The sequence below is a fragment of the Rhizobium tumorigenes genome (genome assembly GCF_003240565.2).
Lineage (GTDB): Bacteria > Pseudomonadota > Alphaproteobacteria > Rhizobiales > Rhizobiaceae > Rhizobium > Rhizobium tumorigenes.
This window is the reverse complement of record NZ_CP117256.1, coordinates 85112-107822: the sequence shown is the minus strand read 5'-3', so window position 1 is coordinate 107822 and position 22711 is coordinate 85112. Positions and strand designations below refer to the sequence as shown.

Annotated in this window: 19 protein-coding genes and 5 pseudogenes; 17 read left to right on the top strand and 7 right to left on the bottom strand. The window is 57.6% G+C overall.

Features of this window, described 5'->3' with window-relative positions; translation table 11 throughout:
* Positions 1–8: 8 nt before the first annotated feature.
* The 4 genes and pseudogenes from PR017_RS18275 to PR017_RS18260 form a co-directional block, all read right to left on the bottom strand.
* Positions 9–506: pseudogene (locus PR017_RS18275) on the bottom strand (type 2 periplasmic-binding domain-containing protein); the annotation flags it as partial.
* Between the two features lie 92 nt (positions 507–598).
* A complete protein-coding gene (locus PR017_RS18270) occupies positions 599–2734 on the bottom strand; it encodes a methyl-accepting chemotaxis protein (RefSeq protein ID WP_111219472.1) in 2136 nt (711 codons plus the stop codon).
* Positions 2735–2754: 20 nt separating this feature from the next.
* Entirely contained in the window at positions 2755–3684 is a 930-nt protein-coding gene (locus PR017_RS18265) for a substrate-binding domain-containing protein (RefSeq protein WP_111219470.1), read from the bottom strand.
* Positions 3685–4162: 478 nt separating this feature from the next.
* The gene (locus tag PR017_RS18260; protein WP_240538966.1) at positions 4163–4474 is read right to left on the bottom strand and encodes a DUF982 domain-containing protein; all 312 of its coding nucleotides are present in this window, start codon (positions 4472–4474) and stop codon (positions 4163–4165) included.
* A gap of 288 nt (positions 4475–4762) precedes the next feature.
* Between PR017_RS18260 and PR017_RS18255 the strand changes: the two genes are divergently transcribed.
* From PR017_RS18255 to PR017_RS18210, 10 genes and pseudogenes are all read left to right on the top strand, one after another.
* Positions 4763–5191: a Ros/MucR family transcriptional regulator gene (locus PR017_RS18255; RefSeq protein ID WP_111219468.1), complete on the top strand. Its 429-nt coding sequence runs from the start codon at positions 4763–4765 to the stop codon at positions 5189–5191.
* Between the two features lie 581 nt (positions 5192–5772).
* Entirely contained in the window at positions 5773–6168 is a 396-nt protein-coding gene (locus tag PR017_RS18250) for a SyrB-like regulator (protein WP_111219466.1), read from the top strand.
* Between the two features lie 144 nt (positions 6169–6312).
* Positions 6313–6912 carry a hypothetical protein gene (locus tag PR017_RS18245; RefSeq protein ID WP_111219464.1) on the top strand — a complete coding sequence of 200 codons (600 nt, stop codon included), beginning with the start codon at positions 6313–6315 and terminating at the stop codon, positions 6910–6912.
* A gap of 31 nt (positions 6913–6943) precedes the next feature.
* Positions 6944–7519, top strand: a complete 576-nt coding sequence (locus tag PR017_RS18240; protein WP_111219462.1) for a hypothetical protein — start codon at positions 6944–6946, stop codon at positions 7517–7519.
* 1478 nt (positions 7520–8997) lie between these two features.
* On the top strand, positions 8998–9678 hold the full coding sequence (locus PR017_RS18235; protein WP_161959321.1) for a YdcF family protein: 681 nt from the start codon (positions 8998–9000) through the stop codon (positions 9676–9678).
* 1054 nt (positions 9679–10732) lie between these two features.
* Positions 10733–10971 (top strand): annotated as a pseudogene (locus PR017_RS18230) (transposase domain-containing protein); the annotation flags it as partial.
* A 20-nt stretch (positions 10972–10991) separates the two neighbouring features.
* On the top strand, positions 10992–11141 hold the full coding sequence (locus tag PR017_RS18225; protein ID WP_240538965.1) for a hypothetical protein: 150 nt from the start codon (positions 10992–10994) through the stop codon (positions 11139–11141).
* A gap of 322 nt (positions 11142–11463) precedes the next feature.
* Positions 11464–12885, top strand: a complete 1422-nt coding sequence (locus PR017_RS18220; protein ID WP_111218748.1) for an ISNCY family transposase — start codon at positions 11464–11466, stop codon at positions 12883–12885.
* A gap of 481 nt (positions 12886–13366) precedes the next feature.
* Positions 13367–13627, top strand: a pseudogene (locus tag PR017_RS18215) (helix-turn-helix transcriptional regulator); the annotation flags it as partial.
* 260 nt (positions 13628–13887) lie between these two features.
* On the top strand, positions 13888–14955 hold the full coding sequence (locus tag PR017_RS18210) for a porin (protein WP_111217368.1): 1068 nt from the start codon (positions 13888–13890) through the stop codon (positions 14953–14955).
* A gap of 292 nt (positions 14956–15247) precedes the next feature.
* Here PR017_RS18210 and PR017_RS18205 read toward each other — a convergent pair whose 3' ends face one another.
* Both PR017_RS18205 and PR017_RS18200 read right to left on the bottom strand, forming a co-directional pair.
* Entirely contained in the window at positions 15248–16312 is a 1065-nt protein-coding gene (locus PR017_RS18205; protein WP_240538884.1) for a YihY/virulence factor BrkB family protein, read from the bottom strand.
* A gap of 353 nt (positions 16313–16665) precedes the next feature.
* A complete protein-coding gene (locus PR017_RS18200; protein ID WP_111217364.1) occupies positions 16666–17475 on the bottom strand; it encodes an alpha/beta fold hydrolase in 810 nt (269 codons plus the stop codon).
* 128 nt (positions 17476–17603) lie between these two features.
* On the opposite strand from PR017_RS18200, the gene PR017_RS18195 reads away from it, so the two are divergent.
* The gene (locus PR017_RS18195; protein WP_111217362.1) at positions 17604–18206 is read left to right on the top strand and encodes a TetR/AcrR family transcriptional regulator C-terminal ligand-binding domain-containing protein; all 603 of its coding nucleotides are present in this window, start codon (positions 17604–17606) and stop codon (positions 18204–18206) included.
* A 211-nt stretch (positions 18207–18417) separates the two neighbouring features.
* On the opposite strand, the gene PR017_RS18190 is transcribed toward PR017_RS18195, so the two are convergent.
* Positions 18418–19035 (bottom strand): LysE family transporter, encoded by a 618-nt coding sequence (locus PR017_RS18190; RefSeq protein ID WP_161959293.1) that lies wholly within the window; start codon positions 19033–19035, stop codon positions 18418–18420.
* Between the two features lie 229 nt (positions 19036–19264).
* Between PR017_RS18190 and PR017_RS18185 the strand changes: the two are divergent.
* The 6 genes and pseudogenes from PR017_RS18185 to PR017_RS18160 all read left to right on the top strand — a co-directional run.
* Positions 19265–19732: pseudogene (locus PR017_RS18185) on the top strand (aromatic-ring hydroxylase C-terminal domain-containing protein); the annotation flags it as partial.
* 543 nt (positions 19733–20275) lie between these two features.
* On the top strand, positions 20276–20515 hold the full coding sequence (locus PR017_RS18180) for a hypothetical protein (RefSeq protein WP_111217356.1): 240 nt from the start codon (positions 20276–20278) through the stop codon (positions 20513–20515).
* A gap of 79 nt (positions 20516–20594) precedes the next feature.
* Entirely contained in the window at positions 20595–21299 is a 705-nt protein-coding gene (locus PR017_RS18175) for an SOS response-associated peptidase (protein ID WP_111217354.1), read from the top strand.
* Positions 21300–21303: 4 nt separating this feature from the next.
* On the top strand, positions 21304–21630 hold the full coding sequence (locus PR017_RS18170; RefSeq protein WP_111217394.1) for a hypothetical protein: 327 nt from the start codon (positions 21304–21306) through the stop codon (positions 21628–21630).
* Positions 21631–21701: 71 nt separating this feature from the next.
* Positions 21702–22280 (top strand): annotated as a pseudogene (locus tag PR017_RS18165) (Ku protein); the annotation flags it as partial.
* Positions 22281–22297: 17 nt separating this feature from the next.
* A complete protein-coding gene (locus tag PR017_RS18160) occupies positions 22298–22657 on the top strand; it encodes a hypothetical protein (RefSeq protein WP_111217352.1) in 360 nt (119 codons plus the stop codon).
* Positions 22658–22711 lie beyond the last annotated feature (54 nt).

Here is a 22711-nt window from a genome sequence, read left to right as displayed (position 1 = left end):
CCGTAACCCTACCGAGTATCTGTGACGGCAAAGTCCGTATCGATCAGTTCACCTTCCACCTTCTCGACATCCGCCCCTGCCTGTATGACGCCGGCCTTCTGCAATGTCTTTCCAGCCGCGATAACGGTTTCCCTCTGGGCTGTACAGATGGTCGGCTTGGTGAGGTCGGTGCGCTCGAGTTGCTTGTCGATCACGTTTTCCGGTAGCTTCGCTGCCTCGACCAGCGCCGCCTTGAGCGCTTTAGGGTGCTTCAGGGCATTTTGGCGTGCCTGCTCGTAGACTGCAATCACGCGCTTCACGATATCTGGATGCTCTGCGGCGAACGTCTCCGTGGTGTTGAGCACGCCCCAGGTATTGTTCTGGGGCTTGCGGAAAAAAAGCTTCGCGCCCTCTTCGACCTCGGCCGATGCCATCAGGGGGTCGAGGCCGGCCCAGGCGTCATCGCCACGCCACAGGGCGAGCTTGCCGTCGGCATGTTGCAGCAGCACAAGCTTGACATCCTTTTCTGTGGCGCGGCAGTGGGCAAAGGTCGGTGTCAAGCTGCAAGTGCTGCATCCCATTTACGCAAACATCACTGCTTCGAGCCACTGACTTGTAGTTACGATGCTAACGCGAACGCGCGATTGCTATGTGAACGCTGGGTCCGGAACCGGCCAATCATATTGGCGAGATTTTCCGTTTCCTGGCTCAAGCCTTGAGCTGCAGCGGTCGTTTCTTCCACCATGGCGGCGTTTTGCTGGGTGACCTTGTCCATCTGGTCCGCCGCCGCAGAAACTTCGCGGAGGCTGGAGGCCTGTTCTCGTGCGCTCGTTGCAATTTCACCCACAGTTCCGCTCATCGCGACCACCTGCTGGACGATTTCCCGCAGCGAAAAGCCGGACTGGCTGACGAGACTGACACCAGTTGCCACCTGCGTCGACGATGCGGAAATCAAAATCTTGATCTCCTTTGCAGCGCTGGCGGAGCGTTGGGCAAGCTCACGAACTTCTTGGGCAACGACGGCAAAGCCCTTGCCGGCCTCACCGGCGCGCGCCGCCTCGACACCAGCGTTCAGCGCGAGCAGGTTGGTCTGGAAAGCGATTTCGTCGATAACGCTGATGATATTGCCGATCTTCGACGAGGAAGCCTGGATTTCCGTCATGGCGTCGATGGCACTTGCGACGATCTCGCCACCCTTCTCGGCGTTGATACGGGCGGTCGCAACGGCCGTCTGTGCGAGGCTTGCACCTTCGGCAGTTCCGTTAACCCCACGCGTCACGTCACCGAGTGCAGCGACGGTTTCTTCCAGCGAGGCTGCCTGGTGCTCCGTTCGCCGTGCGAGATCGTTCGAGGCCGTGGAGATTTCCATCAGTCCGGAGCGGATTGTGCTGACGGCATGGATGACCGACTGGATCGCTTCTGCAAGCGATGCGACGGAGTTGTTGAAATGGTCGCGGATCGTCTCGTAGCGGGCATCCACTGCGCCGACGCGGACGGTCAGATCGCCTTGCGACAGCGCGTCGAGCCCGGCCGAAATCTGCTGGAAAGCGTGCTCCATGGAGCGTGCGTCAGAGAGACGTTCGGATTCCTGACGGAGCCTCTCGTCTTCTGCTGCAATGCGGCTGCGCTCAGCGTTTGCTTCCGCGATCAGCTTGGCGCGGCCGGTCTCCTGGAAGATTTTCAGCGATCGCGCCATGGCGCCCAGCTCGTGCTGGTATTCCGTACCTTCGACGGCGATCGTATCGTCGCCGCGTGCCAGCCTCTCCATGGCAAGTGCCATGCTGCGCACTGCCGCAGAGATGAGGCGGCCGATGGCGTAGGAGAGAACCAACCCAACGAGAATGAGCATCGCGCTGATGACCAGCGTCTTCGTTGTGGCGGATTGCACGGTGCTTTCCACCGATCCGTCCAGCGCCGTTTGCGAGCTGGTGATCGTTGACTGCAGACTCTTGAAGCCGCTAGCAATTTTCGGAGCGAGGACATCGAGCTCGCTTTGCCGGATCGCATTGCTTGCGAGCAGCACATCCTTCACGTCGCCGAGACGGGCGGTGTAGTTTTGCATGAGGCGGGCAGCCCCGGCGATGCGCTTTTGCTGCAATTCGTTAGGCGCGATTTTTCCGAGCGCCGTATTGCGGTCGACCGCTTCCTTCAGCGCAGCCTGGGCATTGTCATAGGCCTGGAGATCGTCGGCGTGGACGAAGCGTTCGGAGAAATAGAGGCTTCGGTTGAATGCCTCCAGAGCGTCGCCTGCCAGATGAAGGGTGCTGACGTCGCCCTGTCTCCACGCGCTGCGCATCACGTCGTTCAGCGCTATGCTCGTCCATGGTCCGAACTGGGTGACCTTGCCGATCAGCACGTCTCGCTTGGTGTGGAGTGCGACGATCTTTTCAAAAGCGTGGCTGTAGGTGCCGATCTCCGCGCGGATCTCGACCATCTGCTTCTGCAGTTCCTGGTTGCCGGACAGACGCGGGTCGTCAAGCGAAAATGCCTTCACGCCCTCCTTGAATGATTGGACGACGTCGGCGCTGGGATTGGTACGGAAGCTTTCTGCGGCAAGCTGGATGTCGTGCAGCCTGTTGCTGTAATCCGAAACCGCAACGCTCTGTCCAGCGGTGGCGCGGTAGGAAGTAAACATCGAAGCGAGACCACTCATGCCATTGATCGCGCTCAGCGACAATACGCTCATCAGCAGGATAAGAGGTAGGAAACCAACGGTAATTTGGGTCCGGATACCCAATTTTTTCCAGATTTTCATGTGATTGATCCTTGGCTCTCTTACTGGCTCTTAGGCAGATATTTGGCGACGTTGTCGGCAGTCACGAGTTCGAACGGGATGTAGATTGTCTTCGGCACGCTCTCGCCCTTGATCAGTTTCAGTGCAGCGTCAACCGATCCTGAACCCTGTCCTGCCGCGTTTTGCAGGATCGTGACGTCCAGATCACCGCGCCCGATGGCGGCCAGTGCGTCATCTGTGGCATCGACACCGGCGACCACCACTTTGTTCATCGGCACGTTGGCCTTCTTCAAGGCCTTGATTGCTCCCAGAGCCATCTCGTCGTTGTTGGCGATAACGGCATCAAACTTGACGCCGGCAGTCATCCATTCCTGCATTTGAAATTCGGCAAGCTGCGGCGACCAGTTTGCCGCCTGCCGCTCGACGACATGGATCTGCTTGCAGTCATCCGTCGCCAGCACTTCGGCTACATCGTCCGTCCGCTTGCGAGCAGCCGCATGGAACAGCTCCCCCATCAGGATGACCACATTGCCCTTGCCATGCAGTTGCCGGCACACTTCCTTTGTCTGGAGCGTGCCGGAATCTTTCTCGTCCGAGGCGACGAGGGTCTGCTTCTCCGGGAGTTCGGCGAGGTTGGCTGGCTCGTTGTTGACGTAGACCAGCGGAATTTTTGCATCGCTGGCGATCTTGGAAAGTTCGGCACCCATGTCACCGTCAGCGGGACCGACGATCAACGCGTCGACCTTGTCCGCGACAAATTTTTTGACGGTTTCCATCTGCTTTGCGGCATCGCCGCCGGCGCTTTCCATCGTGATCTTGACCCCGGGTATCTTTGCACCGTGATCGGTGATGCCAGCAGCAAGCGCAGTCTGGAACTTGTCCATATTGGCCATGGAGACACCGATGGTCTCAGCCGAGGCTGCACTGTAATAGAGGCAAGCTGCAGATAAGATCAGAGGAATTTTACGCATGTGAATCACCAGTTGCGACGTTCGTCTACGCACATTGGTTCAAATTATTTAAGTAAATGTTGATTTTAAATATTAAGGATTAAAGATAAAGTGAATTACATAGTCCCGCGGATTTCTGCTTCCAGCTATCCGAGCAGACTGTCAGCTTACCGACATCGACCTTCAGTCTGTCTTGCCGACCGGGCGACTGGCGAGTGCAAAGGCATGAACATTGCGAATTTCGTGAAAAATAATGACGTCTTGGGGCGTCCGATCTACATTGGAGATCCATGTTACGGGGAACGGTGGTTCAGATCTTAGCAAGGCGGCTGGGTTTGACGGGGCGGGCCAATCGCTCGAAATCAAATCATGTCGGAGCAGATGACGGCGGTGAATTATTCCTTTGCATGTTTCGCCCATCGCCTCACTCCGCCTTTGTGTATTTGTCTCCGGATCTCCCGTGCACCCGGCGGACTAAAGGGACACGTATGGCGAGACCTTAATTGGCTGTACACACTAAAGAAATATGCCCGATATTTTCCTCGTCGGCGGCACGGATCAGAGCTGCACGGACAAGCGCTGGCGGCGTCGCTTTGTAAAGCGCATCAAGGCAAGTCATGATTGCCTCAAAGTAGCAGTCACCGTCGTCAGTTGGCCATTCTCCCAACAACGTTGCGGCAGCTTCATGCACCGTTCTGATGCTCTTGTATTTTTCACGACCTTTTAGGATGAGCCTAAGGGTTGGAAACTGATTTGATGTGTGTCGCAGCATGCCAGAAACGAGCTCCACCATTAATACAGCGATAAACATGCAAGCCGCATGCCGAGGCTCGTCCGGAGGCGATTATACGATGCGGCGACCTGTGGAAATTTACGGTTGATTAACCAGCACCAGAGGAAACAGCTGAGTGCCGATTACGTAACTGCCAGAACCTTTCTGTGAAAAGCGCTATCGGCGATTCGATTTTGATCCCGGGAACGGCTGCTTCGGGCAACTCAATGTTACCCGCGGCACTGCGAGTAGATTATCAGAAAGACTGAGTTTTAGCGGATGCCATCTTAGACAGTGACCGCTACCCACTAAGCGTGCGGAGATTTAATGAGCAACGAAAATCATATCAAAGACGCCGATAAGTTGGCTCAGTTAGCGGCTGCGATTACGGCGGCCTATCTAAGCAACCATGTCGTCCCGGTCAGCGATATCGCCAATCTGATCATTTCAATCAAATCTGCGCTTAAAACAAAGTCTGGAAGCGCCGTTCTTCCCGTCGCAGAAAAGAAAAAGCCCGCGATCTCAGTGAGGAAGTCGTTGCAAGATGACCAGATTTCGTGCCTGGAATGCGGTGAAGCTTTCAAGTCTCTGAAGCGACACATCATTACGAACCACGCACTTTCTCCAGAAGCATATCGTGCAAAATGGGCGTTGCCTGCTGACTACCCCATGGTCGCTCCCGCATACTCCCGAGCCCGCTCGCAACTAGCAACAGAAATGGGCCTAGGGCACCGAAGAAAGGGGCGTTTGGCCTGAGCTCGACGGTTGATTTTGCAAACGTCTCTCAGCGCTACAAACTCTGCATCGCTAGGCGCGCCGCGATTCTTCTGCGAGCTGGCGGGCTTCGCCTTCCACTCTTTCAGGGATCTCGCCCACTTTGATGACTTCCTTCTCCTACTGACTGCTATGTTGGCTTGTGGCATGAATGATCGTCATCGACGATACGGCCCGCCCTGGCCGAGTCGCCAGATGGCGGAAGATGTTTGTCGAACTGCCTGCGAGCAAGCCCTCCCAGGCCGCCCCATCGCGTGAGGTGCGTCGCCTCGCCGCTTGACGCTTGCTTTGAGCCCCAGTCAGTCGAAGGTTTCCCTGGCCCTTTGCCAATCGTCGGGCGAGGACTACGCGCCACGCTTGCTGGCGCCACCAGTGAGACGTCGATATCGCCGCCGTATTCAAGGATGTCGCCGGCGGCTGCGGCGCCACGGGCACCTGCGGCCTGTAACTCCAACTCGCAAGTCGGACTGAATGCAAATTGGTGTCAGCCGACGATTTGGTTCGGTCTGTTGACATCCGCTGTCTAGCAGTCGAAAAGAATCCATACCGTTATGGAGAGAGCAATGGCAGACGAAAGCGAAACAGGCGTCCCAGGTGAAGTTGCAGAAATGGAGGCGCAGCAAGAGGTGCCTGTGACCAAAAAGCAGCGTGCCCCACGACGGTCCAAGGCCGAGATCGAGGCTGCTACTGCAAGGTCACCGAAGGTTCGTCAAAAGCGGACCCCGCGTGCCGAACCCATTGCAGCGGATGGCGAAAAGCCTGGCCTTGGCGCCTCGAAGAAGACGGCCGTCAAAGCCAAGCCTATCACTGTGCCAGCGACGCCCGCCACCTCCGTCGCTGCGAGCGACGAGATGGCTGATCTCATTCAGCTTGAGGAAGAAAACCAACGGCTTCGCCACGCCCTGGCCGATAAGCTGCGTGCGGAAAATGCCGATTTACGCAAACGCCTCGGCGTCTGATCTGGGCAGAAACCTGTCTGCGGTTGCGCAATCGACCACCGCCAGTATTTTCGAGGCTCGTATCAAAGATATTCCGGCTCGCCTTGTGAGCCGGATTGGGGCTGTCAGAATCATCGCATTGTCTGCCGCCCGGAAAGACCTACCATGAAACCACCTTGGCAATTTCTCGCGCGGCTGATGTCCCGGCAAAAGACGTCCGATAAGAATGATGACAGTCGTGCCGTTGGCAATGCCGACAATCTCGAGATTGAATTGCAGCGCGCCCCGACTATCCTCCTCTCTTCTCCGGAAGGCACCCTTGGGCCTGCGCATATGGACCAACCTGCTGCCGGCGCTCAAGTGCCAATGGCGGCGGCGACCGACGGTAAAACCGACGCCGCAGCACCTGCCTTTCCCTTGGACGACACGGAAGCAGCGAAGGCCAAGGCGACTGGGGATCAAGAGCAATCCATTTCTGATCCGCGAGACCCGTCACCTGCAGGTGAGGTTGATGCTCAATCGCTCAAGGCACTTAACACGAGGGACAAGGGGTTAAGGAGAGACTGCAGCGATCCAACATATGAAAACCCCGTCGACGCCACTGAGATGGCCGCTGCAGGCCCATCATCTCCAACGAACGCCCTTGCCAACGACGTCATAGATCTCGACAGGGACATCAAGCAACTGAGAGACCTCCTTGCGCACAAGCTCCGGCTGCAGAATGCCCAGCTGAGAGCAATGCTCGAGCGCTTCGAGCGCTCTTGAGTCTGCAAGACGATCACCAGAGAATTAAGCAATGAAACCACAACAGCGCAGTTTCGTCGTCGAAATCAAATCGGCGCGCCGGCGATTGAAGACTAAGCCAAAATCCATCTGGGGCGAGACCGATCTCAAGGCGCTTGTGCGGGAAGCGGAAACAACTCTCCCGTTCATGCAGAACGCCGTTTCGAACGCTCCGGTCTCCCGTGTTGATCAACCGTTCGGACCGGAGGCCGAAAAGGATGCTACCGATATCTGTGAAGCTGGTGAAATCCAGCTGGGTATGATGCCGTCGACCGGGTCCGTGAATATGCAACCGCATCAGCAAGATCGGGCTTGGACGGAACACACTGTTTTGAAGCCGGTAGCCGGCAAGCTCAAACCGAAAACGACAGGGACACCGAAGCGTCATCGGACGAGTCGGTTGGAAAAGGCCGGGGGTCGCAAATTAGCGCCTGCAGCTACGGTGACAGTCGAGGGTGTGGAGCCCCACTCTGACGAGTTGCCGTTGCTCGGTGCCGAAAACCGGCGCCTGAAGCAGTTGCTGGCAGAGCACCTGACACAGCAAAACGCGCAGCTGAGGACGATGCTAAAGCGATTTGAAAGAGGCTGACGGTCCGCCCTGGGTTTACCGCAGGCCCCAGCACGCCAGACGTACGCTCTATGACAAGCAAGACGACGAAATTTTCTCCTGAAGTCCGTACCGTGCCTGCAAATGGAGCGAGTCACATTAAGCCGAGCACCCGTGGCGGTGGACACTGTCCTTGATCGAAGCGAGGATAGGCCGCTCTCACACACGCGCAGTGAGTGAACGACGAAGGCGAAGTCGGCAGGGGCAAGCACGCAGGCCCACCGCGCGACGTCGCGGAAAGATGAAGGATCTGGACCTGGAGGACCTCCAACAGCATCAAGCGTTCGACAGAAATTGTGCAGCGACGACGGCTGATCGCAGGCAATGTGGGAAGCGGAGCTCTAAGGTTCTGTTTGCAAGCATCAGGCCTGGCGGCTTCATCGTTGGTGGAACCGACTCGCAGTACATACAGTGGATCGGTTACGCCGGAAGCTCGTCTAGGCTATGGGTGGTTCGGTACTTGAAATTCTAACCGGACGAAGACACTCGGTCAGTTCGACCTGATCTATGCCGCGGGTCTCTACGATTATCTGTCCTACGGTGTAGCCGTTAACTGACCCGCCATTGCTTAGGGATGTTGAAGCCGGGTGGGATGTTATTGTTTGCTAATTTCTCCGACGAGGTCAGCGTAGGGTACATGGAGACCTTTATGAACTGGTCGCTCCTGTTAAGGCCGGAGTCGGAGATGTGGAAAAATATCGAACGCGGCGAACGATATCGGCAAGTTCGAAGGGGCGGTCTGATCAGGGGCCAATCGCAACGTCGCCTATGCGTCGTTGAGACGGCTGTAGACGGGCCCAGCGTTGCAGGCGGGCCAGATATCCATTCGCCGAGGCCGGGATCGCTGTGGATGTCCAGTGGGAAGGGAAGGGTGAAGTGTACAAATGCTGGATCCAGGCAGGTGTCTGTGCGCTTTCGCACTGTCCCGTCGATAGGGTGAAGATTGACCGGGCATTGGGGGGCAAGACGGGCATCGATTGACGCGCCTCTTTTGCATTCCGATTGCGTGGTTGCTCCTCAAGGCCCAGCAAGGCTGAAGCCGATGCGACGAAGGGGAGGCTCAGTCGTGGGCTCAACAGGCCGCAGCCGCAGCAGTTAAAGCAGGAAGTCGTTTGGGTCACGTCTTTACGGGATGCCGAGTTGTCGTTGGTCGAGTTGCGACCCTAACCAAACCCGAATTCGGCCAATCTTGGCAAGTGAGAGTTACAGTCGTCCGATTTTGTTCATCAACCAGAACTAAATGATGCGTAGTCTGACAAAACCTCTAAGGGATTAACGGCAACTTACAGGATGGGTCGCTTCCAGACTCGTCCCCGGCGCAACGCTATCCTGAAAGCAGATGCAGAATGTTCCTAATATTTTATCAACTGGTTGCGTCAGTATTTCTACCATCGAATTTCGTTGCCTTGCTCGGACTTTTAGGGATCACAGCGTTACTCCTAAGAAGGACATGCACGGCCTTGTGGTTGCTCGGCACGTCATCCGTACTGCTTTGCATCGCAGGCTGGTCTCCGGTTGGCCCCGCCGCTCTCACGGTTCTAGAGGACCGGTTCACCGCCTCCGACCTTCCCGGTTACGTGACCGGCATCGTGATGCTCGGTGGGGCTGAAGAAGCCCATATAACAGCGAGCAGAAACAGCCTTACGCTCAACAACAATGCCGAGCGGATCTTTCAGACTGCCGCGCTTGCACGCCGATATCCCCAGGCTCGCATTATACTCTCTGGGGGCGGTGGCCATCTCGTGCTCGGAGAAAGTCAAACCGAGGCGGAGATTGCCCAGCGCGTGCTTGTGGACCTTGGGATAGCTTCAGAGCGTATTGAAACTGAGCGCAATTCCCAGACAACTTATGAAAATGCCGTTCAAAGCATGGCGATAGCCAAACCACAGCCGTCCGACAATTGGCTGCTCGTCACCTCAGCCTATAATATGCCGCGTGCGGTCGCGTCATTCAGAGCGGTTGGGTTCACCACCGTTCCCTATCCAGTTGACTACCGCACTAGAAATGCAGAGTTCGAACTGCCGTACAGTACTATCGCCGAAGGACTGGATATTAGCGACACCGCCGCTCACGAATGGCTCGGTCTGGCCGCCTATCGCCTCACCGGCAAGACGCAGACGTTCTTGCCGGGCGCGAATTGATGTAGCTCCAGCAAGCGGGAGACCGGAAGGGGGAACAGACTGCAATGGGCCCGCACATGGGGAGCCGGCAGTCCCGCGGCTTCCCGATGCCCCGGGACATCGTGATACTGTTACAACTGCTGAAATAGTGAAGGAAACGAGAACAAGCTACGCGGCGATGTGGGGGCCACACTAGGATGCCCGCAGAGGAGACCAGAGCGTCTCAACGGCAGGAGCACAGAGGACAGACACCGAGCCGCGTTCGCAACCAACGACGGTGTGAACCTTGCCTGGCGGGCGTCTACTTACGCTCAGCCCTATCTTCCGACGGGCACGGACCCAAGAGGCCCTGTAAGCCGTGCGGTGCCCCACAGGCGCAGAGCCAATTCTCGGTGAGGCCGTCGGCTCTACTTGCACTCTAAATTAGTAACGGAGGGGCGAACTGGACGGAAAAAGGGGACGTTGGCACCGATAAAAGCCGCCACAATATGGTAATCGACAGGGAATGGACGCCCCAAAGCCAAGTGCCACCACATTGTATCAACTGAGTGGTTGGAGAAGAAACAACACCAAAACCAGTTACAGCGCCAACTTACAGCGACAACATGCCTCGATAGGCCGAAACTAGAGCCTTTCTAGCCTAAGATTTGAAAGCGGAAACGACGCCCCAAATAGGGGCTCAAATTCCTAACCGTTTAAGTTAAACTTCATATTCCACGCCACCTTCAAACGGGAGAAGCCGGCAGGTTGTTTCGCGCACAGGTCACATGGCGTGAAGACTTCTACCGCCTCAACATTGCAAGGACGGCGGGGGGGAGCGCTTCGTGAACGACGCTTTCTGATGTCCGTCCTTCGACCAGTGCAAGAAATGCTAGGCGCCAGAGCCTTTCTAACCTAAACTTTGAATGCGGAAGTGACGCCCAAATAGGGGCGCAACATCCTAAGCTTTTGAGGTAACATTTATATTCAACACCACCTTCAAACGGGAGAAGCCGGCCGATTGTCTGCGGCCTGTTCATCAGTGGCGGCTCGACGTTTTGAGGACATCATCAAAGCTCTTTGCCGACGAGACGCTGTTGCTCGATCCAAGGCGACAACTGCTCGCAGTTGGAAGAATTCGCTCTTTGCGGGCTCTGACGCCGGGGCGGAATACTGGGCGACCATTGCCTCGCTCGTCGAAACGGCCAAGCTTACGACGTTGAGCCGATGGCCAATTTAACTGACATCATCACCAGGATTGTCAACGGCCATCCAAAGAGCCAGTTCGATGAGTTGTTGCCGTGGTCATATCGCCCAGATAGAATGTTTGGGTAGCTCCACCAACGGGGTATGTGATGATTGAGAAGAGCATCACTTGGGAACAAGATGGAATTGATTCCGGCTGGTTGTTTGCCAAGGACGTTGGCTCGGTGCAAAGCAATGTCAGCTACCGCTCCGGCGGCTGGTGGCCTGGCGAAATGGCTGCCCGATACCGAGGAGCATGATATCGGGCCGTTCGAACCAAAGCGGTAGAGATGGCTAAAGCGGAACGCCTTGCTGCCGACAGTGATAATGAAACCCGTCAGCCCCAAATACCGTGGTGTAAGAACAGCGCTTACCTCCACCGAATGTCCGATCGAATGTGTTGATCAAGGTTCCATAACTATCATTACGCATTTTTGTTTTGTAGCGGCTATTTAGTAATGCGACAGTTGGGCCAGTTAGAGATGCGACAGTCTCGCCTTTCGATGCACTGGTCAACATCAACGTTGGGAGCAAGGATGACGACGTCCAGCCTGGTGGAGACCAGGAGCGAACGGAGTCGTCATGTCCTGTTTGATCACCATGTCACAGAAAGAATTGCATCGCCTCGAAGTCATCCAGAAGATCCGGGATCATCGCTTGAGTGTCGTTCAGGCGGCCGAACTGCTTGATCTCTGTCGCAGCCAGGTCCACAGGCTGCTGCAGGCTTATGACAGTGCCGGTTCGGCCGGCCTCGTGTCGAAGAAGCGATCACGACCCAGCAATCGCCGCCACAGCGAAGATTTTCGCAATGCGGCGCTGGATCTGATCCGGGAACGCTATCTGGATTTCGGTCCGACGCTGGCGCGTGAGAAGCTGATCGAGCTTCATCAGATCTCGGTGGCCAAGGAGACGCTGCGCCAATGGATGACCGAGGCTGGTATCTGGACCTCGCGCCGAGCCCGCAAGAAGCGCGTGTTCCAACCGCGCGGCCGGCGCGACTGTTTTGGTGAACTCGTCCAGATTGACGGCTCGCATCACTGGTGGTTCGAAAGCCGCGGCCCCAAATGCGCCCTGCTCGTCTACATTGATGACGCCACCGGCAAACTGTTGCATCTGCGCTTTGCCGGATCGGAGAACACATTCGACTACCTGCATGCGACGAAGGCCTATCTGCAGCAATGGGGCAAACCGCTGGCTTTCTACAGCGACAAGCATGGTGTCTTTCGGGCGACCCATGCGTCGGAGAAAGACCGGACGAGCGGCCTGACGCAGTTTGGACGCGCGCTTTATGAGCTGAACATCGACATCATCTGCGCCAACACCCCGCAAGCCAAGGGCCGGGTTGAACGCGCCAACCAGACGCTGCAGGATCGGCTGGTGAAGGAGTTACGGCTACACGGCATCGATACGATCGCGGCGGCCAATGCCTATGCGCCGGAATTTATCGCCGACTTCAATGGTCGTTTCGGCAAGTCACCACGCAATCCGAAGGACATGCACCGGTCGCTGGCCGATCATGAGAACCTTGATGGCGCTATGTGCCGGAAGGAAGTCCGCACGTTGTCGCAAGCTTTGACGCTGCGCTACGACAAGGTGTTGTTCATTCTCGATCCGACTGACCTCTCCAGGCCACTTTCGGGAAAGAAGGTTGTTGTCTGCGATTATCCCGACGGTCGCCTCGAGATCATGCACGAGAGCTTTGCCCTGCCCTACAGAACGTTCGACAAGCTGCGGTCGGTCCATCGGCCGGACGTCGTTGAGAACAAGCGTCTGGACGACATGCTGTCTGTTGTCGCCGAGATGCAGGCCGGGCGCGAACTGCACCGTAGCAAGAGCGGTCCCCGCCGCACCGGCCAGACGGATCACATGTTCGGCATTCGCGACGGCAGCCAGGGCAATGGCTATCAGAAGCGCGGTCGCAAGCCGAGGACAGATTACATGAACGACCCGGCGGTGATTGCAAAGCGGCAGAAGGCGCTGGCGCGGATGGAGGCTGCCGAATGAACAGAAGCGCACATCGTCTCAAAGCTAAAGCCGAAACGGTGTTCTCCACCGCCCCCGCTCCGCCCTTGCAACCCGGACCAGCCGGGCGGATCGGGGGCTGACCCGCAGAGCCAGTGTCGCATTTCTAAATGGCTGACACCGTCGCGTCTCTAACCAGCTTTGACATGTTTTGTAGCGGGGTGGGTTCAAGGATGAAGTGCGACTTGCAATAGATAACAATGGCTTATCGCTTGCAAGGAATGAGACATGGATGGATCCTACCGATCTTTAAACGGATTCGAAAGGCTATTTGTCAAAAACGGGTCTACGACTACCACCACTACCATACGACAGCGCATGAAGCCTTTGGAGTAGCGACAGGTGAAACCGACTTGTAAATCGGAGGCCGAGGCGGGGCTCGAGCTGACAATGACCGCGGGACACGCGTTGGTGCTCCCTGCGGGAACCGGCCACAAGAAATTGCGCTTCTCGGCTGACTTTTGGATTATCGGGGCCTATCCGCAGGGTCAACGAGCCGCTGACGGGAAGCAGTCCGATACAGTATGTGAAAGCGATGCGCCTTCATCAGGCGAGGGTTCTCTTGGCCCGGCAAGACCGCACGATCGCTGAAGTCGCCCTTTCTGTTGGCTATGTCAGTCCAGCCCAGTTCAGCCGTGACTTCAAACGACATTTTCGCCGTACGGCAGCGGAAGAGGTGAAATGGGCTCGGCAACATCTCGGAGAGATGCTCCCCGACCACTGATGCCATCTCGGCCGTTTGTGCGAAGCAGTATTTATTACGATTTTGTGACGTGATTTTTGCGCAACGCAGTATTGGAAACCGAACTCAATTTTCGCCCCCGAGCACCAATTGATAAGGCGCCAAAACTATTAGTTGCTAAGAAGCTCCTAGAACGAGAGTCGACGCACTCTGTTCGCCCTAGCGGATTACGAACATTAGGTGATGGGAAGACGCGCAACCCCACGCGGCCACGGCATCACCCTTCGATTGGAGCGAGTAAATTGAACATTAGAACCCTTCTTCTTGGCTCGGCCGCTGCCCTCTCGGTCGTGTCCGGTGCCCATGCAGCTGACGCCATTGTCGCGGCTGAACCTGAGCCATTGGAATACGTCCGCATCTGTGATGCATATGGCGCTGGCTACTTCTACATCCCAGGCACGGAAACCTGCCTGAAAATCGGCGGCCGTGTTCGCGAAGACATCGGTGTTTACAACGCTTATCGCGTCGGTCAAGACGCGTCTGCTCGCGGCACCTATTGGAAGACCCGCGCTGAGCTGTCTGTCGATACGGCAACCGACACCGAGTATGGCGCTCTGAAGACGGATACCGTCTTCCGCTTTGAATCGCAGGAAGGCAACAACACCAACAAGCTTCTCTGGGCCAACATCAGCCTCGGTGGCTTCCTCGTTGGTAAGGCCGACTCGGTCTACTCCGCGTGGATGGGCTACGCTGGCGACGTCGTAAACGACGACGTGATCGAATACGGAATCAAGGGCCAGGACGAGCTGAACCAGCTTACCTACAGCTACGACGCGGGCAACGGCTTCACGGCAGTGGCTTCGATCGAAGACAGCTACAACGGCAATGCCGCTGGTGCTAACGGCGAAAATAGTTCGGACCACTACGCTCCGGACGGCGTTCTCGGTCTCGGTTACAAGACCGGTGCCTTCACCTTCCGCGTTGTCGGCGGCTATGACTCGATCGTTGAAGAAGGCGCTTTAAAGGCCCGTATCGATGCCAAGTTCGGCGGCTTCTCGGCATTTGTCATGGGTGGCTACAACACCGACGGCAACAAGCTCAACAAGTACGCTGGCGACAACGGCAACGGTATTGGCTGGGGTGATTGGGCGGTTTGGGGCGGCATCGGTGATCAGATCAACGACAAGCTGAAGTTTAACGTCCAGGTAGCCTACGACGACAACAAGACGTTTGCCGCTACGACTAATTTGAAATTCTACCCGGTCAAGGATCTCGTCTTCCAGCCGGAAGTTAGCTACACGAAGTACGACAGCGCACCTGGCGACAACGACAACTGGGCAGGCATTTTGCGCATTCAGCGTACGTTCTAATACCCAGCTGATCTGACCTCGGATCAAATGAAATGGCCCAGTATCCCAGCCGGGCCGTTTCACATAGATGGTTGTTCTTCCCCAGCCTTAGATGTCTTCGCAACATTCCGCGGCACGCATCGTAACAGTATCTGCGCCACGGCAGACAAGACCGTGCCGACCCTTCAATACTGGGCAACGACGTCTGAGTGGTCAGAGACCCGCTACGATGTGATCGACGCGCTGAAGGACGGCCTGAAGTCTGAAGGGGTTGCCCTCAAGTAGCCTCGGTGTTCAACTGGCACCGGATAGCTCACCCGCCACTCGATGCGACGTTGTCCGCCACATATGCGCCCCGCTGTCCAAGCGGCTTTGGCGATCCTGTAGTGGAGTCCTTTGCAGTCTGGTGTTCCAGCTCGGCGTTGAGTTCGCCCCCGACGATCAGGACCGTGACTGAGAGCCAGGTCCAGACCAGGAAGCCTATCAGCGCCCCCAGCGTGCCATAGGTCGCGTTGTAGTTGGCGAAGTGGGAGAGGTAGTAGGACAGGCCGAGCGACATGGCGGTAAGGCCGATTATGGTCAGCAGGGCTCCCCAGGTCATCCAGCGCAGCTTGGGCGGCTCCCGGCTCGGACCTACTCTATAGATAGCCAGAACCGTGGCTGCCACGACCACCAGGACGATCGGCCAACGCAGCAACAGAAGCGCGTTCTCCTTGAATTGATCAAGCCAGATATAGGAGAGCACTGTCGGCAGCAGGGCCACAAGCCCGATCATCACTATAGCAGCGAGCATGCCGCAGATTGTGAAGCAGAAGGCGACCACGTTTAGCTTGATGATGCCGCGCTTCTCTTTCTCTTCATAGGCGATGTTCATCGCATCGAAGATGGCCAGCGTCCCGTTGTGCGTGCTCCAGAGCGCCACGGCAAGCCCGAAGAAGAAGGTCAGACCCAAGCTGCTGTCCCGCTTCTCTGCCAGGCTCTTGATCTGGTCGGCAAACATGTCGAAAGCGCCGGGAGGAAGCATGCCCGCTAGTTTCCCCAGATTTTCTGAGATCGTGACCGGGTCGGCGACAAGACCGTACAATGATACTAGCGCCGCAAGTGCTGGAAAAAGGGCCAGCAGCAGGTAGAAGGTGACGCCGCCGGCTATGAGCGTAACGCGATCTTCGGAGACTTCATGAAGCACGCGCCAGAAGACGTCGCGAAGCCCCTTTGCCGGGATGGCTTCGGGAACGTCCGCCAGGTGACCATGGTCGGGCTTCCGAAGCGGCTCCTCGGGCCTGTCGGCGGCACCCCAAAACGCTGCCCCGACGACAACGGCAACGAGCGCGAGAACGGTGAGCCCCAGATGCTTTGGAATAGATCGATGAGCGGCCACGCTTATCCCTTTCGGCTTTGTTCGCATCGAAACAGGCTTGCCAGCCGTTTGTTCCCCAATGCGTCAGGCTGCTTCCTTTTGTCGAAAGCAATCCAACAAGGTCGATGCTTGAGGTAACGTTGTCCATCCCCTGCTAAGGAGGTAGCTGACTACCCGGTCCGTCTGCGAGGCCGCTGAGGTTCAACCGCCCCGTCATGGCTGTGGTTGATCGGCTTCGGCTGACCTAACCACTGTGCAAAGGCACGCGATCGTGTCCCTGCCGTTGCCGAAATAGACGATGCCGCGCTGCATCGGGCGTTTGCGGATGTGCCCACTAGGAGCGTCCGACGCGCAGACATTCGCTCCACCAGACCTCAAATCTGGTCGACGGCCCGCCTTTTCAGGAAATCGCGTAACAGCGCGTTAAAGGGTTCCGCTGTCTCAAATGGCGGGAAGTGGCCCAGCCCGATCATCTCGTGCAACTCCGCCCCGGCAATCCGATCAGCGATTAGCCTGCCTGCCGAGAGCGGCGCATTAATGTCTTCGGCTCCGACAATCACCAGCGTCGGGGCAGAGATGGCCGGAAGCTGTGCTTCCAAGTCAAGCCCGGCTATCAGCTCCCAGATGGACGCGTGGAACTCCGGGTCCTGCGCCAGCAGGCTCCTTGTCGCGCGGTCGAGCAAGTCCGGCCTTCGCTCGCGGAAGTGCGGTGGAAACCAGCGTTCATTGGAAAGCTGTGCGATTTTCGACATTCCCTCGGAGCGGGCGACCCGCGCTCGCTCGCGCAGCGCGCTGCGGACGGGTTCGGGAAAAGTGCACAGTGTCGCCACCAAGGTCAACGAGCGAACCAAGTCGGGACGCTGGAGGGCAAGTGTCTGAGCGATCATTCCGCCGAACGATATCCCCACCAGATGTACGGGGCCGCCATCCAGTTCGACGATGACGCGTTCGATGACTGACGTCATCACTTCGAAGCTGAGTGGACGGACCATGGCCCCGGAGAGACCGTGGCCTGGCAAATCGAGAGCGACGACGTCACGATCGCGTCCGAAATCCTCGACCTGCGCGCCCCACCAGGTCAGGTCCAGCCCTACCCCGTGAACAAACAAGAAGGGAACGCCGCCCCTCGGCCCTGTTCGAACGAAGTTGACTTCGCATACGCCGTCGATTGCGATGGTTGGCATGACGACTCTCTCTCCTCGACTTAGGACATTTGAAATGGATCCTGATTTCCGCTACACTGTGTATCGTATGTTCGAGCCAGGTTCAAGGCAAGGGTACAGACCGTGCCGCAACTTCAAAGAGCATCGTGATGCCTGACATAACTGTGAAACAATCTAGCCCCGTTGGTCGTCCGCGAAACGAGCCTGCTCGCCAGGCTGTCCTCAAGGCCGCCTACTCGATTTTGGTGGAGAACGAACTCAACTCTTTTTCAATCGACGGTGTGGCTCAGCGCTCCGGCGTCGCACGAACGACGATCTATCGCTGGTGGCCCACCAAAGGCATTCTGGCGATTGAGAGCTTCTTACAGGCCTTCCGTCCACAGCTCGTTTACACCCCGACATCGGACGTCGTGGCGGATTTGAAGAGACTGGTGCATTCGCTCGTCAATGCTCTCAATGGACCTGCTGGTCGAATCGCGGCGTCCGTCGTCGCCGAAGCGCAGCGCGATCCCGAGACGCGGCGCTTGTTCGTGGAGGCGTTTTCCGAGCCGCTTCGTGAAGAAAGCGGGCAACTTCTGGCCCGCGGCATCGCTCATGGTGAGTTTCGCGCCGACCTTGATGTTTCGCTCATGTTGGACGCAATGGTTGGCGCGATCTATTGGCGGCTGCTTCTTTGCCAACCTCTTAGTTCCCAGTGGGCTGACGCGCTGTGTGAATTGCTTCTGCGGGGTTCTCTGGCTGACGGCATTTGAAGCTGGGGTCCGACGCGTCTATCGAAACAGTGGAACACACCCAAGCTAGCCGCCTGTCTTGGGCCGGGAATGTCGCCGCTATCGTATCGACCGGACCACAGTCGTACGTCTTCAGGGGGAGCTGACGTCCGCTGGCTTTCCACTCGTCGCCTGCGACAGTCTTGTATGAACAACTTCTGACCGTCGCGTAGGCGTCGCTGCCCGAGTGCCACTACCTCGCAGATGTGAGCATTTTGGCCCCGAAGCCCACGAACGCCATTCCCGCAAAGACGTCTATCGCCCTTTTTGCACGGGTGTAAGCGGCGACCACGGAAGAGTTCCGCATCACGGTCAGCACAAAGGTGTACCACAGAGCGGAAATGGCCACCATGATTGCTACCGCTGCCATACCCTCCGGCCAGGAGGAATTGGCCGGCAAGGCCGCGGCGAACAGGCTTGCGACGAAGAACGCGGACTTGGGGTTCGCCAAGTTCGTTGCGAGGCCCGAGTAGAATGCCTGCCGTGGAGAAATAGCGGTCTTCGAAGTCGCCTCGGACGAATGGCCGCCGCTCGCGTAGCTCTGCCAAAGGAGCCTGCCGCCCAGGTAAAGCAGATATAGCCCCCCTGCCAACTTTAAAACAAAGTAGGCAACAGGTGCAGCCGTGAACAGCGAGCTGATACCGAGCCACCCCGCCATTCCCCAAAAGAACGTCCCCAGGATGACGCCCGCCATCACCCCGAAGGCTGCAGTTCGCGATCTTTCCAGTGCCGTGCGCACGACGACGAAAAAATTTGGTCCCGGCGTTATCGCCGCAACCGCCCATATGGCGGCTATCGAAAGATAGAACACTGGCACTGCCTCCTTTGTTTGTAAGAACGCTTTCTCATTGGAAACCGAAACCGACGTTCGATGTTCCGGCCTCCAACTGGCAACGTCTGTCTGATCGGTAGAGGGCACTGTTCGTCGGTTCAAAGGTATGACCAAGCGCTTTCCATCGGACAGGCCGTGCTCAACGTCGGCCGTGCGCTGCTGCCCAATCCGCATGGGCCCTTTGAAGCAACCATTGTCCTTGGCGACGGGCGCAAAGGTTCTTGAATGGTCGCGTGCTCAGGTGGCGATCATGCGACCCAGCCCCAGCGCACGGGCGCTCGAGGCGATCTTCCGGGACCTCATCCATATGCGGGACGGAGCAAACTATTTCGCCGAGCGCGTCTGGGGGATCGATCTCCGCTACAATCTCGGCGGCGATCATCCGCTCATTGGTAGCAGTGCTCCGGACTTCGCGCTGGCCGATGGAACAACGCTCAGCGATCATCTGAGAAACGGCAAAGGGGTGCTGCTGGACTTTGCCAAGGGATCTTTGTTTCCGGACCGACTCCGTTTTTTTGCTCCGCGGATCACCTATATCACCAGCAAGGCGGAGGACCCGCTGGGTTTGGCGGCGGTGCTGGTAAGACCGGATGGCGTCGTCGCCTGGGCCGGCAATGCTGTCACAGACTTTCAGGCGATCACCCAAGCCACGTCGCAGTGGTTTGGCGGAGCCTAACGAGGAAGGCGAGTACATGCTGGGCCGACAACCGCCATGACCGGAAATGCGCCAACAGCGGTCGTAGTCCGCACGGACGTGGCGGCTTGCGACGCGAGTCCTGCCGCGTCCAACCAGTTCCGGTAATCCTGAAAGGCAAAATCGGCAACACGCCGTCCTATGGTGCTGGTCGGCAGTGGCAGGAAGGTGGGTGCATGCGCCGTGTCCGTGAGTTCATGGTGCATGAGCTTAGCGACGAGTTCAGACTTTTCGGCACCGATATCGTCCGCGAAAGCCGTGTCAAGCAACGACCGTAGCAGAGGAGTGACCCGTAGGGTGAACGGGCGGTCCAATCGCAATGGCGGTGCCCAGGCCCGCGCCGCCGATGTTACCAATGCACCATCCGAACCTCAGTTGATCGGCCTCGACAATATCCTTTGATGGTGCGCCATATGCACGGACGTCCTCCATCGGGCCGCTTATCAGTGGAATTCCAGTCACCATGACATAAATCACACATGGAAGAATGAGACTTTCGCCGCGGAGCAAGACGCGGAGGTTGCCATGCAGGAGAAGAAATTCCGGGAGAGCCAAGCGATCGCTGAAACGATAAAGACGATCGCCAAACGCGGGATGAGACCCAGGGCTCTGATTGAAGCCGTCAAACTGCGTCATCCTTCGGCGACCAAGAAGGAAATCGCTCGGGCGGCTTTTCTGACCGTGATCCTTTCGGCCGAGTTCGATCTCGATGACACTCAGGCGCTCCACGATCTAGCCGAGGAACCCCGGGACGAACCCGAATAGCGCCGATGTATGCCGTGCATTCACCTGCTTGATCGATGACTGTCGCAGGCTATTTCCTAAGCAAACAGGGAACAGAGCGATGTGCAACCTTTACAACGTTACCACCAACCAGCAGGCCATCCGCGACTTCATCAGCGTCACGCATTCCCGCGAGGGCAATCTTGAGCCGTCGCTCAACGTCCACCCCGACCGCTCTGGTCCGATCGTCCGCCTGGACGGCAACGGCGAGCGTGAACTGGTCATGAGCACATGGGGCATGCCGACGCCGGAAATCCATCTCGAAGATAAGCCCGACAAGGGCGTGACTAATGTCCGCAAGACGTGGATACCGCATTGGCAGCAATGGCTGGGCATCGGGAATCGCTGCCTCGTTCCGGCGACGGCATTCTCGGAATACGAACAAATCGCCGATCCCGTCACTGGAAAAAAGCCGCTCCGCTGGTTCGTCGTTGACGAGGACCAACCCGTCTTCGCGCTTGCCGGAATCCACACGCGGTGGACGGGAGCCAGAGGACCGATCAAGGCTCCCCGTCACGGCGAGCACGACATCTATGCGTTCTTAACGACGAAGCCCAACAAGCTAGTCGAGCCGGTACATCCAAAAGCCATGCCCGTCATGCTGACGACCAAAGAGGAATGCGAGACCTGGTTGTCCGCCCCATGGTTGGAGGCCAAAAAGCTTCAGCGTCCGCTGCCCGAGGACCGCATGATGGTGTTGCCGAGATATACAGCGGTTGGCGGCCTTGGCGGAATCCCGGGCAAGACCGCGGACCTGTTTGGCTGAGACGATGGCGGACGGAAAGCGCCCATATCCAGACACACCCGACGGCCGATACTTCGTGGTGCGCGGACGGCTGTGGAGGCGCAGCAACCCTGCCCTTGACGAGGATCGCCGAAAGACACTCGTTTCGGAACTGATGTCGGCGCGTCGAGCCGTTCGAGATGCTATTGACGACCCGGACGCCAAAGCTATCGCCCGGCGGCGGGTGGGCGAGGCCAAGACCGCGCTCGGCGAGCGCGGCGCTGTGTGGTGGGCTGACGGTGCTCCCGATTATAATCAGAAGCTCGCCAGAAACACGCCGTATGCAGACTGGGCGGCCACGCTGCGATGCTGATCAGTCCGCACTCTTCCCGGTCAGCGGTTGTGATCGCCCTTGTCGCCCTCGTCTGCCTTGGCGTCGTGCTTCAGAACCGCGTCGTCAGCCACTACGTCGATGCCATGACCGGTAAAGAGGTCGCCGGCGGCGACGAGGTGAAAAGATAGGAGCGCGGGGAGAACGAATTCGTCATGCTTGAAGACGACGAGCTGGACGCCGTGGGTCAGGAAGCTTTCTCGGTGATCCGCGACGCGATGGCGGCGCAGAAGATGGTCGACATATTTAAACTTGTCTTGTCCCGCCGCGAGCGCGCGGTGATGCTGGAGCCCCGCGGCAAGGGCATCGTACTTTGGACGCTTCGTTATGGCGACGAGATCCGCGATGAGGACGCTTACTTCGGGGGAATTGGCGCCGAGACCGCCGATCCCGACATGATGCCGCTGGTCCAGCAGCTCATCAAGCAGGAGACCAAGCACTGGGACGGCAAGATGGCCGTAGAACCCTTCTAGGACAAGCTTCTCGATCTGATCGCGGTAAAGAAGAAGAGCCTCAAGAAGCCAGTCAGCAAGCTCAAGGCGGCCACGCAAACCCCTTCGTCCGGAAACGTCATCAGAATCATGGACGCGCTGCGGAACAGCATCAAGGCCAACGCCGACAAGCACGTCTGAACGGCGAGGAGGACGAAATGCTCACCCAAGTATTTGATCCGGTCATCATCGGCGAGAACGCCCACTTCCTGGCGACCAACGAGGAGTTTGTCTGGAAGGTCAAAGTGACGCCCGAAGCGTTAGCTACGCTCACCCAGGATAGAAAGACTCCAATCTGGTCAGCCACGCTATATACCGACATTCTCACCCGGATCGCAGATGAAAATCTCACGAAGATCGATGCGATCCTCGACGAGACGGTCTGGGTGCTGGAAGCGGATGTCTTGCGCTGGCTCGGAGGACAGACGAGCCGCTGGAAGGCACGACGAGATCGTGAACGTGCGCTTGGTGGGGCTGCGAGCAGTTCACGGCCCCCGGCCGTCCTCCAGTTGCTCTGAAGCCCTGCGATCAGCTCCGTCGAGTTGAACATCCGGAATGAATCCGATAGGCCA

Bases quoted from the DNA above. Each gene is read 5' to 3' on its own strand.
- PR017_RS18270 (WP_111219472.1), bottom strand. From the start codon at position 2,734: ATGAAAATCTGGAAAAAATTGGGTATCCGGACCCAAATTACCGTTGGT.
- PR017_RS18250 (WP_111219466.1), top strand. From the start codon at position 5,773: ATGGCAGACGAAAGCGAAACAGGCGTCCCAGGTGAAGTTGCAGAAATG.
- PR017_RS18225 (WP_240538965.1), top strand. From the start codon at position 10,992: ATGATTGAGAAGAGCATCACTTGGGAACAAGATGGAATTGATTCCGGC.
- PR017_RS18265 (WP_111219470.1), bottom strand. From the start codon at position 3,684: ATGCGTAAAATTCCTCTGATCTTATCTGCAGCTTGCCTCTATTACAGT.
- PR017_RS18240 (WP_111219462.1), top strand. From the start codon at position 6,944: ATGAAACCACAACAGCGCAGTTTCGTCGTCGAAATCAAATCGGCGCGC.
- PR017_RS18180 (WP_111217356.1), top strand. From the start codon at position 20,276: ATGCAGGAGAAGAAATTCCGGGAGAGCCAAGCGATCGCTGAAACGATA.
- PR017_RS18160 (WP_111217352.1), top strand. From the start codon at position 22,298: ATGCTCACCCAAGTATTTGATCCGGTCATCATCGGCGAGAACGCCCAC.
- PR017_RS18255 (WP_111219468.1), top strand. From the start codon at position 4,763: ATGAGCAACGAAAATCATATCAAAGACGCCGATAAGTTGGCTCAGTTA.
- PR017_RS18195 (WP_111217362.1), top strand. From the start codon at position 17,604: ATGCCTGACATAACTGTGAAACAATCTAGCCCCGTTGGTCGTCCGCGA.
- PR017_RS18175 (WP_111217354.1), top strand. From the start codon at position 20,595: ATGTGCAACCTTTACAACGTTACCACCAACCAGCAGGCCATCCGCGAC.
- PR017_RS18170 (WP_111217394.1), top strand. From the start codon at position 21,304: ATGGCGGACGGAAAGCGCCCATATCCAGACACACCCGACGGCCGATAC.
- PR017_RS18200 (WP_111217364.1), bottom strand. From the start codon at position 17,475: ATGCCAACCATCGCAATCGACGGCGTATGCGAAGTCAACTTCGTTCGA.
- PR017_RS18245 (WP_111219464.1), top strand. From the start codon at position 6,313: ATGAAACCACCTTGGCAATTTCTCGCGCGGCTGATGTCCCGGCAAAAG.
- PR017_RS18260 (WP_240538966.1), bottom strand. From the start codon at position 4,474: ATGTTTATCGCTGTATTAATGGTGGAGCTCGTTTCTGGCATGCTGCGA.
- PR017_RS18220 (WP_111218748.1), top strand. From the start codon at position 11,464: ATGTCCTGTTTGATCACCATGTCACAGAAAGAATTGCATCGCCTCGAA.